Consider the following 15,786-nt stretch of genomic DNA (forward strand, 5'->3'; position numbering starts at 1 on the left):
AATTGGACAGATGTGAGGCGGATCACACACAGTTGCTGCAGTGCGGTGATGCCGGAGTCCCTCCAGCGAGAAAATCCCCGCAGCGACGGCCTAGGCCGAATCCTTGAGCTTGAACGCCACGCTGATCAAAGGAGATTCAATGGTTCCGATTCACGCCCCATGTGTCCGCAACGTATCCAGACACGGCCAGGGCGGCAACACCGCGGTAACAACGGCTGAATTCATTTCCCTGGGCCGTAACGCGCCACAGGGCTTCGGAAACATGGCGCCTCTAGCGTGGCTGTCATGACGATCAACGACATCAAGGACCAGCCACCGCTCCCCGGAGCCGCGCTGACGACAACTGCCCAGGACCAGGCCTCCGCCCCCGCAACCCCACGCATCAGCAAGATGCAGAAGCGGGTTCTGGCGGGTGGCAGCATCGGCCAGTTCATCGAGTTTTACGACTTCACTCTCTACGGCCTTACCGCCGTCATCTTCTCGCAGCTGTTCTTTCCGGGCAGCAATCCCGTCACGGCGCTGCTGGCCACCTTCGCGACGTTCGGCGTAGCGTTCGTTGTCCGCCCCATCGGCGGTTTGTTTTTCGGCGCCCTCGGCGACAGGATCGGCCGCCGCCGTGTCCTGACCATCACACTCATCGCCATCGGCGGGGCAACCGCACTGATGGGGCTCCTCCCGACCTACGGCCAGATCGGCGCCTGGGCACCTGTCCTGCTGGTCCTCTGCCGCCTCATCCAGGGCTTCTCCGCCGGCGGCGAATCCGTGGGGGCGCCGTCCTTTGTCTTCGAGCACGCCCCCGTCAAGAGCCGCGGGTTCTGGCTCAACATCACCATCGCCGCCACGGCGCTGCCCTCCGTCGTAGCCGGTTCGATGATCCTCATCCTCAGCCAGTCCATGCCGAACGAAGAATTCATGGCGTGGGGATGGCGCGTGCCGTTCCTGCTGGCATTGCCACTGGCCCTCTTCGGCGTGTGGATTCGCAGCCGCACCGTGGAAAGCGACGCGTTCAACGAGGCCAAGGCCGCACAGACCAAGGAATTCAGCCCGGTCCGGGAGTCTTTCCGCGAAAACAGGCTCCGCATGGTGCAGGTCATGTTCGTTATGGGTCTCACCGCGATGGGCTTCTACTTCCTCTCGGCCTACTTCGTGTCCTACGTCCAGACCACCGGTCACCTGAGCCGAGAGCAATCGCTGATGGCCAATGCCGCAGCACTGGCCCTCTACGCCGTTTTGCTTCCCATCGGCGGCCGGCTCAGCGACCGATTCGGCCGTAAACCGATGCTCATTGCAGGTTCCGCCGCGTTGGCCCTGTGCTCGGTTCCGAGCTTCATGCTTGTCACGAGCGGCAGCCTGCCCCTCGCTCTGCTGGGTCAGGCGCTCTTCGTAGTCGCGCTCTGCATCTACGGCGGCGGTTGCTACACCTTCTTCGTCGAGATCTTCACGACCCGGACGCGTTTCACCTCCGCCGCCATCAGCTACAACGGCGCCTATGCACTCTTCGGCGGCACCGCACCGTTCATCGGCACGGCCCTCGTCGGGGGCACCGGCGTGCCCCACGCCCCCGGCTTCTACATGGCGGCCGCCGCCCTCGTCGTGCTCCTCCTGGTGCTGTTCACCAAGGTTCCCGAGACCCGCGGGCGCATGGGCTAAGCCGCCGCCTGTTCCCCGCCACCGCATCACACAAAGGACTTCCCATGAACTCAGCAGCTTTCCTTCAAGACTTCCACCACGTCGCGACCATCGGCGCCACCTCCCAGAGCGGTGTTGACCGCCAGGCCGCCACGGCGGAGGACGCGCAGACGCGAAACTGGTTCTCCACGTGGGTGCACGACGCCGGATGGGAACTTCGGGTGGACGGAATCGGCAACATGTTCGGGCTGCTGGAGTGGACACCGGGGGCGCCGTATGTGCTCATCGGCTCGCATCTGGACAGCCAGCCGCTCGGCGGGCGATTCGACGGAGCATATGGTGTCATCGCCGCGATGCACGCGGCCCGGCGGCTCGAGGCCGAGGTCGCCGAGGGCGGCGCGGCACCTCGGTTCAACCTGGCGGTGGTGAACTGGTTCAACGAGGAGGGCGGCCGTTTCGCCCCGAGCATCATGGGAAGCTCGGTCTTCGCCGGATTGCTGCCGCGGGAGCGGATGCTGGACGTCGCCGACCTGCAGGGCATCACCGTCCGCGACGCGCTGGAAGGCATCGGGTACCTCGGCACATCCGAGGGACCTGATGTCGCCAGCTACGCCGAAATCCACATCGAGCAGGGCCGGATCCTGGAGCGGGAGGGGATCACGATCGGCCTAGTCGACAGCAGTTGGTACACCCAGAAGCTGGACATTGAAGTGCTGGGCGAACAGTCGCACACCGGAGCCACTGCCATGGCCGACCGGCATGACGCCCTGGTGGCGGCGTCCAAGATCATCCTCATGGTCCACGATGTCACCCAGGATTTCGCAGACGAGGCCCTCGTCTCGTCCGTGGGCCAGCTAACCCTTGAACCGAACTCACCCATCGTCGTGGCGCGCAGAGTGCATCTCGTAGCCGACCTTCGCTCGGGCGATCCGGACATCGTCCAGGCAGCCCGCGCCAAGCTCCTTGCGGACATCGACGCGCTGGCCCGCGCGCACGACATCAAGGTCAATGTCACGGACTTTGACATCCGCCCCATCCGCCGCTTTCCCGAGGCCGGGTTGGAACTCGCGGACAAAGTGGCCGCCGACCTGGGCCTCTCCTCGCGGCGCATCCAGACCATGGCGGGCCACGATTCTGTTGCCATAAACACCGTGGCGCCGTCCGTCATGCTGTTCATCCCCAGTGTGGACGGCGTATCCCACTGTGAGCGCGAATTCACCACCGACGCCGACATGGTGACCGGAGTGGACATGCTCACCGGAGTCGCCCGCCAGCTCATCGGCGGGGCCCTCGCCGAATCCGCCGCCCTGCCGGCTGCGGTCCTGGCATGACGGAACTGCACTACCTCGACGCCACGACGGCACTGCGGCTTTTCCGGACTAGGGAGCTCTCACCCGTCGAACTGCTGGAAGCAGTGGCCGCGAGGACGGAAGCCGTCAACGGGGGCATCAATGCCCTGACGGAAACCCTGTTCGAGGAAGCACTCCCTGTCGCCCGGCAGGCGGCCGCCAGCTACGCCCGCGGCCGCGACCTGACGCCACTGCTCGGATTGCCGGTAGCGGCCAAGGAGAAGCACGGGCTCAAGGGGCGCACACTCTCGCAGGGGCTGGTCGCCCGGAAGGCGGATCGTGCCACGGCGGACCACCCCGTCATCGAACGGATCCGGCGTGCAGGCGGAATCATTCATGCCCGCACCACAACACCGGAATACAGCTGCGCCACGGTCACGCATAGCCCCTTGTGGGGTGTCACCCGCAACCCCTGGAATCCGCAGTACTCCCCGGGCGGCTCCTCGGGCGGCTCGGGGGCGGCGCTGGCCGCCGGACTCGCGCCGCTCGCCACGGCCTCCGACATCGCCGGCTCAACGCGGCTCCCGGCGTCATTCACCGGGACTGTCGGCTACAAGGCGCCCTACGGACGGATTCCCGGCCTGGCGCCGCTCTCCGCGGACCATTACCGCGGTGACGGCCCGATGGCACGGACCGTAGCAGACACGGCCCTCCTGGCAAACGTCATGGCCGGCCGGCATCCCGGGGACCACGCGTCGCTCGACGGCGGACTGGCGTTTTCCGCGCCGGCCGCTGGAGCCGCCGCGGTGGCCGGCCTGCGGATCGCGTTGTGCGTCCGGCTGGGGAACTACCCGGTGGCCGCGGACGTGGAGGCCAACACGCGCGCCGTGGCGTCTGCCCTGCGCTCAGCGGGTGCCGTGGTGGAGGAGATCGGCCTGCCCTGGACCACGGAGGAGATCAGCCGGACGATGTTTATCCATTTCGGCTATCTTCTGGGCCCGGCCATGGAAGACGAGACCGCTGAAGCACCCGAGCTTCTTGCCGACTACACCCGGCGATTCATGACCGACGCGCGCAAAGCGGCCGGGGAGAACCGCTTCATCGACGGGATCCGGGCGGAAACCCGCATCCAGGCCGAGCTTGCCGCGGCGATGGACGGCTTCGACGCCCTGATCTGCCCGGCGTCCGCCGTCGCTGCCCTCGATGCCGACGGAATGTACCTTGACGGGATCGAGGCCGCGGACGGTGTGCGGCTTGACCACTACTGGCAGGGCCATATGACGGCACCCTTCAACATCACCAACCGCTGCCCGGTACTCGCGGTGCCAAGCGGCATGGCCGACTGCGGCATCCCCACGGGGGTCCAGATTGTGGGCCATCCGTTCGATGACGCGACGGTCTTCGCGGTGGGTGCTGCCGTCGAGGAATTACGGCCATGGGCGGACCGCCGGCCCAGCCTCCTTGGGCTGGGTGAGTCACGAGTCATGATCTGAATCTCATGGCCGCCCTCTATGTCATGCAGACCAAATCCGGAGACGTCTTGGCTGCGTCAATTCAAAGTCCAGGCAACCACCAAACGTCCTATTGGGGGTCGATCACGGCGCCGAGAGCCTGTAGGCCCCTTGTGCCCTCGTCGTTCAGGTACTGCTCGAAATAAGAGGCGATTGCATTGCGCGCGGAGTCGCCGGCGGCGGCGCTATTGCCCTCCGCGATGGCGGCAAAGATGGCACGGTCTCGCTCCAGGGATTCTTGCATGGCCCGGCTCTTGTTCGAGGCGCGGCCCATCCGGTCGTCCATGAGGTTAAGGATGGAGCCGGAAACGGCTTGGCCGCAGATCTGCAGAAGGTCGTTGTGGCTTGCCGCCCAGATGCTCGCGTGGAAGTCCAGATCGGCGCGGTTGAAGCTGTCCGAGCCGTTGGTGACCTCCGCTTCCATCCGCCCGATCGCCTCGCGCATCGCACTGAGCTGCTCGGGTGTGTGCAGGGCGGCGGCGAGCTGGCAGGCCGAGCTTTCCAGCACGATGCGGAACTGGACCAGCTCCGAGAGTGAATGCGACGCGACGCGCGCCATCGTGGTGAAAGACCGGGTCAGGGTTTCGGGGGAGGGAGCCAGAACCTCGGGTCCGCCTCGCCCGCCATGCTTGGAGGCGATCAGTCCCTGGGCCTGAAGGACACGCAGGGCCTCCCGGATTGTCGGGCGGCTGACGGAGAACTGCACCATGAGCTCTCGTTCACTGGCCAGTCGCTGGCCCGGCTGTATATCCCCGGCGACGATGGCGTGCTCGATCTGTTCCACGACGCGTTCGTATGTCAGGACCGCAACGGCAGGTGTGAATGTCACGTTGTTCATTTGAAATCCTTCGGCAGGGCCACCTCGGGTGCTGGCTTGAGGAAAGCATACGGCTCACCCGGACCCAAATTGACGTGATTAACTCGTTTACCCAGTTCACTGGTCAGACCAGTGAACTGGTAGTAAGGTCGATCTAGTTTCATGTTATGCAGGTCACACCGTTTCTTCCACCGCAGATACCCCCATCGCCGAAGGAGAGCCCATATGCGCAGCTCGAAGCGTTTCAAAACGGCCGCCGCCGTCCTTGCAGCAGCCTCCATGTCCCTGACGGCCTGTTCGGCCGGCTCAAGCGCAGGATCCACTAACAAGGCTGACGCCAAGACCTCGCTGACGGTTGCGTTGACGGGCGAGCCGAGCAACTTGGATTTCACCAAGACGGCGGGCGCCGCAATCCCGCAGGCTCTGATGGCGAACGTCTACGAGGGCCTCGTGAAGATCGATCAGCAGGGCAAGATCCAACCGTCGCTGGCCGAGTCCTGGACCTTGAGCGATGACCGTAGGAGCTACACCTTTAAGCTGCGCAAGGATGTCAAGTTCTCGAACGGCGAGGCGTTCACTGCTGAGGACGTCAAGTTCAGCTTGGAACGCGTCAAATCTTCGTGGGTCTCCAGCCTCAAGAAGAAGATGGACGTCGTGGACGCCGTCAATGTCGTGAGCGACACGGAGGTGACAGTTGTTCTGAGCAGACCCAGCAACGCTTGGCTTTTCGATCTCGGCACCCCGGTGGGTGCCATGTTTGACCCCTCTGGTGTGGGGGATCTAGCCAACACTGCCATCGGGACCGGCCCGTTCACCATTGAGTCATGGAAGCGGGGAGAGGCGATCAAGATGGCCGCCCGGGACAGCTACTGGGGGACCGCACCAAAGGTTAAGACAGTTACCCTGCGCTACTTCGCCGATGCAACGGCCACCACCAATGCCCTGCGTTCGGGCGACGTGGACGTCGTCTACAACATGCAGGCACCGGAACTGCTGCCCACCTTTGAGCAGGACAAGGCCTTCCAGATTTTGGAAGGCACGTCCAATGGCAAGGTGGAGCTAACCATGAACAACAAGGTGGCGCCGTTCAACGACGTGCGGGTCCGCCAGGCCGTCATGTACGCGCTCGACCGAAAAGCCGTTCTAGATACCGCCTGGAGCGGGTACGGTACCCTGCTGGGTGCCCCGGTTCCGCCAACCGACCCGTACTACGAGGATCACAACGACGCATACCCCTACGATCCAGCTAAGGCTAAGCAGTTGCTCAAAGATGCGGGCGCGGAAAACCTGCAGATCACCTTCACTGTCCCCACTCGGCCCTACGCCAATGCCGTATCCCAAATTGTTGTATCCCAGCTCGCAGAGGTCGGCATTAACGCCAAGATTGAGACGGCGGAATTCCCCGCTGTGTGGCTCGACAAGGTCTTCACTAAGCACGACTACCAAATGTCGGTGGTGCTGGCCGTTGAGAGCCGGGATCTGCTGACGGTCTTTAATAACCCGGACTACTACATCGGTTACGACAATTCCAAGATCAAGGACGTCGCCGCAGCGGCTGACGCGGCGGATCAGGCCGGATATGTGGCCGGCATGAAACAGGTGGTCCGCACGATTACCGCGGATGCCCCCGCCAATGTCCTCTTCCTTTTTCCGAACCTGGTAGTAGCCAAGGCCGACGTGACCGGCCTACCCGCCAATTCAGTCACCGAGGCTCTTGATCTCACCGCAACCGGCTGGAAGTAACACGCCCGAACGTCCGCAACCAAGCGGTAGAGCTCTAGAAAGGGGGCCGGGATGGTAGTACGGCTATTAGTTAACCTGAGCAGGTTTATCGTGACCTTTTTTGCGGCCACGGTGGCGGTGTTCCTGCTCATGCGCGCCATCCCGGGTGACCCAGCGCAGATCGCCCTCGGCGTCAATGCCTCACCAGAGCTTCTCGAGGAGACCCGAAGGCAGCTCGGCACGGACCGGCCCTTGTCAGTCCAGTACGTCGACTGGGTCACGGGCCTGCCGCAGGGCAACTTCGGCGTCTCCTTCGTCACGCGGCAAGATATCAGCCCGATGATCGCGGACCGCGTTCAGGTGAGCCTGATCCTGGTGATGCTGTCCATGGTCGTGGCCCTGCTCATCGCGATTCCTTTCGGCACCTTGGCCGCTGTACGGCACCGGCAGCCCAGCGGTGTCCTGATCAGCGCAATGAGCCAGCTGGGTGTTGCCATTCCCGGCTTCCTGGCCGGCATCCTGCTCGTCGTAGTATTCGCCGTGGGGCTGGGGTGGCTCCCTTCTAACGGCTGGACCCCGCCTGGCGAGGACTTCGGGGACTTCCTGCGTCGCCTCGTCCTCCCCGTTGCGGCCCTGGCTTCCGTGCAGGGAGCGATCCTGACCCGGTATGTACGCTCCGCGGTCCTGGAGGTCATGAGCGAAGACTATCTGCGAACGGCACGGGCCAAAGGCCTGGGACCGTTGGAGGCCCTGGTGCGCCACGGCCTGCGCAACGCCTCGATCCCGGTCTTGACCGTGACGAGCGTGCAATTGGCCGCGCTGATCGTCGGGGCCGTCGTCGTGGAGCGCGTCTTCGTCATCCCCGGCCTAGGTTCCATGCTGCTGGACGCCGTAGGCAACCGCGACATGCTCACCGTTCAATCGGTCGTCATGGTGCTAGTGGCTATCACGCTCATCATCAACCTGGTGGTCGATCTGCTCTACACAGTCCTGGACCCGCGTATTCGGAAGAAGGCCTAATGTCCCAGTCCACCGACATTGCATCGCCTCCCGGGGAGTCGGATGCCGTCGTCAGGCGTCCCCTCCGGAGGCTCTCGGCGACTTTGGCGGTAGGAACCACAATCGTGGTCATCGTCGTCCTTGCCGCATTAATTTCCCTGTTCTGGACCCCGTACGACCCGGTCAAGGCCTTCCCCGCAGAACGGCTCCAAGGCTCCAGCGCCTTACACCTAATGGGCACCGACAAGTTCGGTCGCGACGTCTTCTCGGGCATTCTCTATGGCGCGCGAATCACACTAATGGTGGGACTCATCTCGGTGGGAATCGCCGTGGTGGTCGGCACGCCGCTGGGTATCCTCGCCGGAATGCGCGGCGGCGCCACTGAAGAGATCACGATGCGAGGGGCCGACATTCTGCTGGCTTTCCCCGCGCTGTTGCTTGCAATCATGTTTGGTGCCGTCTTCGGCGCGAGCACGACGACGGCGATGGTCGCGATTGGCATCGGCTCAATCCCTGGCTTCGCCCGAGTGGCCCGCAGCGGCACCCTCCAGGTGATGAGCACCGAGTATGTCCTCGCTGCGAGGGCCTCAAGCCAAAGCGCCTTCCGCATCGCACGCCGCCATGTGCTGCCCAACATCGCGGGGATGGTGGTGGTGCAATGCTCTGTTACCTTCGCGCTCGCCGTGCTGGCCGAGGCCGCGCTGTCCTTCCTGGGTCTCGGCACGCCGCCGCCGGTGCCATCCTGGGGGCGCATGCTGCAGGAATCGCAGCAGTTCCTGGGCACTTTCCCGATGCTTGTCGTCTGGCCGGGTGCCGCGATTGCGGTCGCGGTACTGGGCTTCAACCTGCTGGGCGACGGCCTGCGGGACCGCTTTGACCCGAAGCTGAATGGAGAACGGTAAGCGTGCCCATCTCGAAGAAACCAACTACCGGACCGTTGTTGCAGGTGACCGGACTCAATATCGCCACGAAGGACCGTTCCCTGGTGAGGGACTTCAACTTAACCATGGACCGCGGCGAGCGGGTAGGGCTTATCGGAGAATCCGGCTCCGGCAAGTCCATGACCACCACGGCCCTGATGGGCTTGCTGCCACCGGGCGTCAACGCCACTGGCTCTGTCCGGCTCGCCGGGCGTGATGAGGACCTGGTCACGGCCTCGGACCGGCAGATGTGCCGGATCCGCGGCAACGACATGACGATGGTATTCCAAGAGCCGCTCACAGCCCTGAATCCGCTGATGAAGGTTGGCCCTCAAGTCGCCGAGGTCATGCTTAAGCACAAGACAGTGTCCGGACGCCGCGAGGCCCGGGACAAGGCAGTTCAGCTGCTGGCCAGCGTCAAGCTGCCGGACCCCGCCGAGGCAGCCAAGGCTTACCCGCACCAGCTCTCCGGCGGTCAGCGCCAGCGCGTCATGCTGGCAATGGCATTGGCCAACGACCCCGAGCTGCTGCTCTGCGATGAGCCGACGACGGCGCTGGACGTCACGGTCCAACGGCAGGTGCTGGATCTGATTCTTGAATCTGTGCAGCTGCGCGGCACGGGGTTGTTGTTCATCACACACGACCTGTCCGTTGTGGCCAACGGCTGCGACCGTGTCCTGGTCATGAACCGCGGCATCGTGGTGGAGGAGGGCTCCACGGAGGAGGTCTTTACACGCCCCCAGCACCCCTACACGCGCGGATTGCTCGCGGCGTCCGACTTGGACGCCTCAGATGAGAATGGACGGCTGTTCACGGTGGCCTCGGCCGCGGCCTATGTTCCGCCAAGCATCCAGGATGTCCTGTCCACGGTTCCGTCGAGCGTATTGCGGCTCAAGACCTCTGCCAGGGCGGCCGAGGAGTCCCGGACCGGCGGGGCCGGAGTCGACGAGCACCCGCCCTCCTCGGGCCGGCGGGACGGCTCCGAGTTGGGCGTGCAGCCGAACGACGGCGGACCCGCGGTGTCGACGGGCAAGGAGGCAGCCACGGAACCCATCATCAGCGTCAACAATCTGGTGCGCACTTACGAGCGCGGCCGGACGTCGCTGTTCAAGAAGCCCGGCGAGGTGAATGCGCTGCGTGGCATCTCGTTTGACGTTCATGCCGGGCAGCGTTTCGGGGTAGTGGGGGAATCCGGTTCCGGCAAATCCACACTGCTGCGAATCCTGGCCGGGCTGGACCAGCCCAGCGCAGGCAGCGTGCGCGTGGCCGGGAACGAGGTGGCAGGGGCGCGCGAGAGCCAACTCATCGAGCTGCGCCGCGAACTCCAGATCGTTTTCCAGGATCCCATGGGTTCGCTCAACCCCCGGATGCGGGTCGAAGACATCATCGCCGAGCCGCTGCTGGCCCCGGGCAAACGGGTAAACAACGCACTCCAGCGCCGGCAAGTCCGGGAAATGCTCGCCGCAGTGGATTTGCCAGCCGATTCTGCTGAGCGGTTCCCGCATCAGTTTTCCGGCGGTCAGCGCCAGCGCATCTCAATCGCCCGCGCGCTGATCTGCAGACCCCGGGTCCTTGTCGCGGACGAACCGGTCAGCGCCCTGGACGTTTCCGTCCGCGCCCAAGTGCTGAACCTGCTCTCCGATCTGGTGGATCAGTACCAACTGACTCTGGTCTTCGTCTCCCACGATCTGGGCGTGGTCCGGCACATCTGCGACAACGTGGTGGTCATGCGGTCGGGGGAGATTGTGGAAAGCGGGAGCACGGAGCAGATCTACGAGCGGCCGCAGCATGAGTACACCCGCACACTGGTTGGTGCCACCATGTCCCTGCGGGCTGAAATGGCGGCCCGTGAGGCTGCCCTGCAGCACTAGATATTCCAGCACCCAAGGCCGGGGCTTTTCCGAAGGGAACCCCCCGCCGCGAACGACGTGAGGAACCACCCATGGCCGCTACCCTTTTCACCGAAATCCACCTTCTAAGCGCCCGGGATCTCGGCGCGGCCTACGCGGCAAAGGAGCTCTCTCCCGTGGAAGTCTGCGCCGCCGTGGTCAGCCGGATCGAGGAGCGTGAGCCGGTGCTCAATGCGCTCTTCGTGTTCAACCCCGAGGAAGCGCTCCGGGATGCGCGGGCAAGCGAGCATCGCTGGAGCACGGGCAGCCCCCTGAGCGCGATTGACGGCGTTCCCACCACAGTCAAAGAGAATGTTGCCCGCGCGGGCGTGCCCATGCCCAGCGGCACTGCCCTTCCCCGTCCGCGGGTGCCGACCGTCAATGCGCCGATCACGGACCGCATCCTGGAGAGTGGCGGCGTCATCATGGGTTCCACCACGATGCCGGACTGGGGCATGCTTTCCTCTGGCGTCTCAAGCCTGCATGGGGTGACACGCAGCGCCTGGAACCCCGCCTGGACGACGGGCGGCTCGAGCGCCGGCGCCGGCGCGGCCGCTGCGGCGGGATATGGCCCACTGCACGTCGGAACGGATATCGGAGGGTCTGTTCGGCTGCCCGGAACCTGGCAGGGTCTGGCCACGATCAAGCCCAGCGCCGGCCTAATACCGCTGGACGTCCCGTATATTGGCCGGGCCGCAGGCCCGATGGCCCGCACCACAGCAGACGTGACGCTCTTCATGAGCGTGCTGGCCCGGCCCGACATTCGCGATTACACGGCTCGCCCATACCCTCCGATGAACTGGCTGGACCCTGACGGCGGGATTGCCGGAGCTGACATCAGAGGCATGAAGGTGGCGCTCCAGACCAATGCCGGGGCGGGCGCCGACGCAGACCCGGAAGTTCTGGCGGCCGTGGAAGCCGTTGCGGAGGTCTTCGCCCGGCACGGCGCTGAGGTTACCCATCTGGACGCCTTCATCAACCAGGACATGCTCGATGGCCTCGACAACTTCTGGCGAACCCGATCCTGGGCGGACTACAGCGCCCTGCCGCGAGATCATCAGGCGTTGGTGCTGCCCTACATTGTCCGATGGTGCTCCCGTGGAGCCAGCTTCGATGGGGCCGCGACCATAAGCCACTTCAACTGCATCGACCGGATGCAGAAGGCGACCATCACCGCCACGGCAGGCTTCGACGTCGTTCTCTCGCCCGTAGCGCCCATGGCAGCCTTTGCCGCCGAGCAGCCTATGCCGATTGACGATCCAGATAGCACCATGGCGCATATCGCCTTCACTGTGCCGTTCAATATGTCGGGACAACCCGCTGCCACGGTCAACTGCGGCTTCACCCCCGACGGCCGCCCCATCGGGGTGCAGCTGGCGGGCCCGGTGGGCGCAGACGCCAAGGTCCTGCGCGCTGCAGCCTGGTACGAATCAGTGCGCCCGGCTTCAGCGGTGCCGAACTGGGCGGCGCTGGACTAGGCTGCGACTCTCACAGGGCCCTCCGCGGCGGAGGGCTCCTGCGACCATCAACGCAGTCCGGGCCCCGCCGGGTGGCCTTAGTCGGTGCCTGCGGTGTGGGGAACCGGCGCCCCGAAGGATGCCAGCGCGGCCAGGGCCGCACGGTCGTCTTCCGCGAGCAGCTGGCCGTAGTACTCGAAAAGGCTGCTGCGTGCGAGATATTCCGCGCGGTGCGCGTCCCGATCGCGGATCGCGGCGAAGACTTCCGCGTGGTGGGAGAGTGTGCGCAGCATAAGTTCGTCGTCGTCACCGCTGCCGCGGATGGAACTTTCGATGAGAGTTTCGATGGAGTCCCGGACCGCTTCGGCGGAAACCTTGATCATGGCATTCCCGCTGGCCCAGGCGACCACGTCATGGAAGTCGAGGTCGGCCCGGCTAAACTCGCGTCGTCCCAGGGCCACACAATGGCGCATCCGTGCCATGGCCTTTTCCAGTCTGAGCAGATCGGCGTCGCTGCGACGGGAGGCAGCGAGTGAATTTGCGGCCGACTCAAGCGTCATACGATAGATGAGCAGATCGGCCAGGCTGCTGCTGCTTGAGACCGTCAGCCGGGTCATGAGTTTGCTGAGTGGCGCTGCGGTGGGAGCCAAGATCACGGCCCCACGCGGATCGCCTGGCCGGGAAGCGACGATCCCGCCGCTTTCCAACACGCGCATGGCCTCCCGCACCGACGAGCGTCCCACCTCAAAACGGGTAACCAATTCCCGTTCGCTGGGGAGCCGGTCTCCGGCCTTCAGCTCGCCGCGGAGTACGGCCTGTTCAATATGATCGACGACCGCCTCGAAGGCGCGTTTAGGGCGCGGCACAGCGGGTACAGCATCGGCCACTGTCCATCTCCCTTAGCTGGTGCACATGATCTACTGGTGTCATTCTAGAAGACGTTGCACCGGCCGTGGCGATCCCTGCCGGCCGCGGGGCGGCCTGTCGTGTCCGCCTAGGCGTCGGGCGGATCGAAGCGGCCGTCGACGGCAGTCCAGCCGCCGTCGACCGTGAGCACAGAACCGGTGACAAAGCTGGAGGCGTCGGAGGCAAGGTAGACGACGGCGCCGGCCAGCTCTTCCGGCCGGGACCAGCGGCCCAACGCGCTCTTGCTCGCGTACGCGTCGTACCATTCGGCGTTGTCCTTGATCTGCGCGGTCAGCGGAGTCTCCACCACCCCCGGGGAGATGGCGTTCACACGCACACCGGACTGACCATATTCGGCTGCTGCGGTGCGCAACAGCTGCACGAGGCCGGCCTTGGTGGCCGCGTAGGCGCCTTGCCCCGGTTCCACAGTGACCGCACGGATGGAGGCAAATCCGATGATGCTGCCGCCGCCGTTCGCGGCCATTGCGGGCGCAAATGACTGGATAACGCTGAATGAGGCGCGCAGGTTCAGGTTCACCACACGGTCAAACTCATCCATCGTGTAGTCTGCGATGCGCTTTCGCACATTGGTCGCCGCGGTGAAAACGAGCGCCGCGATATCACGGAACTCCAGGGCGGCGGCGCCCACGGCCTTATGGTCCAGCACGTCCAAGGTGATGGCAGTGGCGTTGTTCCCGATCATTGCCGCGGTCTCGGCGGCCGTCGCGCCGTCGCGGTCCGCGCAGATGACGGCCGCGCCGTGCGCGCCGAGGGCCAGTGCGGACTCGCGGCCGATGCCGCTGCCGCTGCCGATCACCATAATGCGGCGGCCAGAAAGGTGGAAAAGCTGACTGTAATCCAAAGCACGACTCTCTTCGTTGGGTTGGAATTCGACTTGAGGCAGGGCGCGTGGCGGTTGCCAAAAGTATTGGCTAGGGGCGGATCATAGCCATTCGGGTCACGGTGAATTCCTCGATGGCGAAGCGCGGGCCCTCGCGGCCAATCCCGGAGTCTTTGACGCCGCCGTAGGGCATGATGTCGGAGCGGAAGCCGGGGATTTCGTTAACCACGACGCCGCCTACGTCCAGCTGGTTGATGGCCTCGAACGCCGACTCAAGCGACTTGGTGTAGATGGAGGCTTGCAGCCCATAACGCGATCTGTTGACCAGCTCGATCGCGGACGCCACGTCCGGCGCGCGCCGGAGGCAGACCACTGGGCCGAAAATTTCCTCGCACCAAAGCTCTGCGTCGTCGGGAATCTCCGCGATCACGGTGGGTGCGATGCTGCGACCAATAAGGGTCCCGCCACTGAGAAGGCGCGCCCCGTCCGCTATGGCGGCGGCGATCCAGCCGGTGATCCGGCGCGAGGACGTTTCGTTTATTACCGGGGCGACACGGGTTCCTTCCTCCCGAGGGTCTCCCACGCGCACCTCGCCCAGACGGGCCATCAGCGCCTGCTCGAACTCCTCAGCGATGGTTTCAACCAGGACCACGCGCTGCACCGAGATGCACGCCTGGCCGTTGGCGTAGAAACCGCCGCGGATCACAGCGTCGACGGCGTCCGCAATTACGGCGTCGTCGGCGACGATGAGAGCGGCATTGGATCCGAGTTCCAGAACTGTCTTGCGCGGCGCGGCATCCCGGGCTATCTGGTGGCCCACAGCGGCGGACCCGGTAAAGGAGACGACCGCCGTACGCGGATCGGCAACCAGGCTGGCACCTACCTCGACGCCGCCCGTGACAAGCTGCACGGCGGCGGCAGAAACTCCGTGTGATATCAGGACCCGGCGGATCAGGTGCACGGCCCAGAGCGAGGCCAGCGGCGTGTTCGGTGCAGGCTTGACGATGATAGGGCAGCCAGCGGCGAGCGCGGGGGCCAGTTTGTGGCTCGCAAGCAGCAACGGGTAGTTGAAACCCGTAATGCCGACGACGACTCCGGCCGGCCGGCGGGTCCAGAAGCCGAACATGCCCTCGCCAAGCGGCTGCAGATCCAGCGGGACAGTCTCGCCATGTGTATGGGCCACCTCCTCGGCGCTGGCCGCCCAAGTGGTCAGCGACCTGGCCAACTCGGTGTTGCAGTCGACGCGCGGCTTGCCGGTTTCCAGGATCAGCAAGTCGATGAGCTCGGGGCCGTGAGCGGCCAGGGCGTCGTGGATTGCCATCAGGAGGGCGCGCCTGGCCCCGGTGCTCAGCGCAGCCATTTCGCGGCGCACCGCGGCCGCTGCATCCATGGCACGCCGGGCGTGGTCAACGCTGCCCACGGGGGAATCCGCCACAAGCGAACCGTCATAGGGGAAGACGATCTTCTGATGGTCCGTGCAGGCGGCCCACCCATCGCCGATTGGGAGGCCATCCGGGTATGGGGCCGTGAAGGTGGACATGGTGCCCGCTTCCTGCCGCGAGCGGCTGTCTAGTGGTCTGACCAGTAACGATCTCAGACTAGACGTGGGTGGAGCTCGCGGTCAACGATCCGGACGACATTCGGAAGAAGAGCCTGAATTCTGGGCCTCTATTGACAATCAACGACGTTCGGCGGCAAAGTCGCACTGACGAACCGGGATGGGATCCCGTTAAGCTTCAACGCGGTTGTGGTGGCCGGTCACTGTCCAGATCGCCGGATAACCCCGGGGCCGGCCGTCGCGCAGTC

Annotated in this window: 12 protein-coding genes; 8 read left to right on the plus strand and 4 right to left on the minus strand. The window is 64.8% G+C overall.

Annotated features, from left to right (window positions below; all coding sequences use genetic code 11):
* Positions 1-285: 285 nt before the first annotated feature.
* The 3 genes from ACZY0Y_RS06000 to ACZY0Y_RS06010 are packed head-to-tail and all read left to right on the plus strand — an operon-like array spanning position 286 to position 4,411.
* On the plus strand, positions 286-1,650 hold the full coding sequence (locus ACZY0Y_RS06000) for an MFS transporter (RefSeq protein WP_463885631.1): 1,365 nt from the start codon (positions 286-288) through the stop codon (positions 1,648-1,650).
* Between the two features lie 44 nt (positions 1,651-1,694).
* Entirely contained in the window at positions 1,695-2,960 is a 1,266-nt protein-coding gene (locus ACZY0Y_RS06005; RefSeq protein WP_463885629.1) for a M20 family metallo-hydrolase, read from the plus strand.
* Positions 2,957-4,411: an amidase gene (locus ACZY0Y_RS06010; protein ID WP_463957094.1), complete on the plus strand. Its 1,455-nt coding sequence runs from the start codon at positions 2,957-2,959 to the stop codon at positions 4,409-4,411. The genes ACZY0Y_RS06005 and ACZY0Y_RS06010 overlap by 4 nt, the downstream gene beginning before the upstream one ends.
* Before the next feature lie 88 nt (positions 4,412-4,499).
* Here ACZY0Y_RS06010 and ACZY0Y_RS06015 read toward each other — a convergent pair whose 3' ends face one another.
* Positions 4,500-5,267 (minus strand): FadR/GntR family transcriptional regulator, encoded by a 768-nt coding sequence (locus ACZY0Y_RS06015; RefSeq protein WP_463885625.1) that lies wholly within the window; start codon positions 5,265-5,267, stop codon positions 4,500-4,502.
* Between the two features lie 204 nt (positions 5,268-5,471).
* On the opposite strand from ACZY0Y_RS06015, the gene ACZY0Y_RS06020 reads away from it, so the two are divergent.
* The 5 genes from ACZY0Y_RS06020 (at position 5,472) to ACZY0Y_RS06040 (ending at position 12,254) form a co-directional block, all read left to right on the plus strand.
* Entirely contained in the window at positions 5,472-6,989 is a 1,518-nt protein-coding gene (locus tag ACZY0Y_RS06020) for an ABC transporter substrate-binding protein (RefSeq protein WP_463885623.1), read from the plus strand.
* A 51-nt stretch (positions 6,990-7,040) separates the two neighbouring features.
* Entirely contained in the window at positions 7,041-7,988 is a 948-nt protein-coding gene (locus tag ACZY0Y_RS06025) for an ABC transporter permease (RefSeq protein ID WP_463885621.1), read from the plus strand.
* Positions 7,988-8,869 carry an ABC transporter permease gene (locus tag ACZY0Y_RS06030; RefSeq protein WP_463885619.1) on the plus strand — a complete coding sequence of 294 codons (882 nt, stop codon included), beginning with the start codon at positions 7,988-7,990 and terminating at the stop codon, positions 8,867-8,869. Before ACZY0Y_RS06025 ends, ACZY0Y_RS06030 begins: the two co-directional genes overlap by 1 nt.
* A gap of 2 nt (positions 8,870-8,871) precedes the next feature.
* Entirely contained in the window at positions 8,872-10,758 is a 1,887-nt protein-coding gene (locus ACZY0Y_RS06035) for a dipeptide ABC transporter ATP-binding protein (protein WP_463957095.1), read from the plus strand.
* Positions 10,759-10,829: 71 nt separating this feature from the next.
* Positions 10,830-12,254, plus strand: coding sequence for an amidase (locus ACZY0Y_RS06040; RefSeq protein WP_463957096.1), 1,425 nt, complete (start codon positions 10,830-10,832; stop codon positions 12,252-12,254).
* Positions 12,255-12,331: 77 nt separating this feature from the next.
* Here the strand turns inward: ACZY0Y_RS06040 and ACZY0Y_RS06045 are convergent, their stop codons facing one another.
* The 3 genes from ACZY0Y_RS06045 to ACZY0Y_RS06055 all read right to left on the minus strand — a co-directional run bounded on the left by ACZY0Y_RS06045 (position 12,332) and on the right by ACZY0Y_RS06055 (position 15,520).
* Positions 12,332-13,120: a FadR/GntR family transcriptional regulator gene (locus ACZY0Y_RS06045; RefSeq protein WP_084507675.1), complete on the minus strand. Its 789-nt coding sequence runs from the start codon at positions 13,118-13,120 to the stop codon at positions 12,332-12,334.
* A 107-nt stretch (positions 13,121-13,227) separates the two neighbouring features.
* Entirely contained in the window at positions 13,228-14,001 is a 774-nt protein-coding gene (locus tag ACZY0Y_RS06050) for an SDR family NAD(P)-dependent oxidoreductase (RefSeq protein ID WP_024367975.1), read from the minus strand.
* 70 nt (positions 14,002-14,071) lie between these two features.
* A complete protein-coding gene (locus ACZY0Y_RS06055; protein WP_463885203.1) occupies positions 14,072-15,520 on the minus strand; it encodes an aldehyde dehydrogenase family protein in 1,449 nt (482 codons plus the stop codon).
* Positions 15,521-15,786: the final 266 nt, after the last annotated feature.

The sequence above is a fragment of the Pseudarthrobacter kochi genome (genome assembly GCF_055412805.1).

Bases quoted from the DNA above. Each gene is read 5' to 3' on its own strand.
- ACZY0Y_RS06000 (WP_463885631.1), top strand. From the start codon at position 286: ATGACGATCAACGACATCAAGGACCAGCCACCGCTCCCCGGAGCCGCG.
- ACZY0Y_RS06005 (WP_463885629.1), top strand. From the start codon at position 1,695: ATGAACTCAGCAGCTTTCCTTCAAGACTTCCACCACGTCGCGACCATC.
- ACZY0Y_RS06010 (WP_463957094.1), top strand. From the start codon at position 2,957: ATGACGGAACTGCACTACCTCGACGCCACGACGGCACTGCGGCTTTTC.
- ACZY0Y_RS06015 (WP_463885625.1), bottom strand. From the start codon at position 5,267: ATGAACAACGTGACATTCACACCTGCCGTTGCGGTCCTGACATACGAA.
- ACZY0Y_RS06020 (WP_463885623.1), top strand. From the start codon at position 5,472: ATGCGCAGCTCGAAGCGTTTCAAAACGGCCGCCGCCGTCCTTGCAGCA.
- ACZY0Y_RS06025 (WP_463885621.1), top strand. From the start codon at position 7,041: ATGGTAGTACGGCTATTAGTTAACCTGAGCAGGTTTATCGTGACCTTT.
- ACZY0Y_RS06030 (WP_463885619.1), top strand. From the start codon at position 7,988: ATGTCCCAGTCCACCGACATTGCATCGCCTCCCGGGGAGTCGGATGCC.
- ACZY0Y_RS06040 (WP_463957096.1), top strand. From the start codon at position 10,830: ATGGCCGCTACCCTTTTCACCGAAATCCACCTTCTAAGCGCCCGGGAT.
- ACZY0Y_RS06055 (WP_463885203.1), bottom strand. From the start codon at position 15,520: ATGTCCACCTTCACGGCCCCATACCCGGATGGCCTCCCAATCGGCGAT.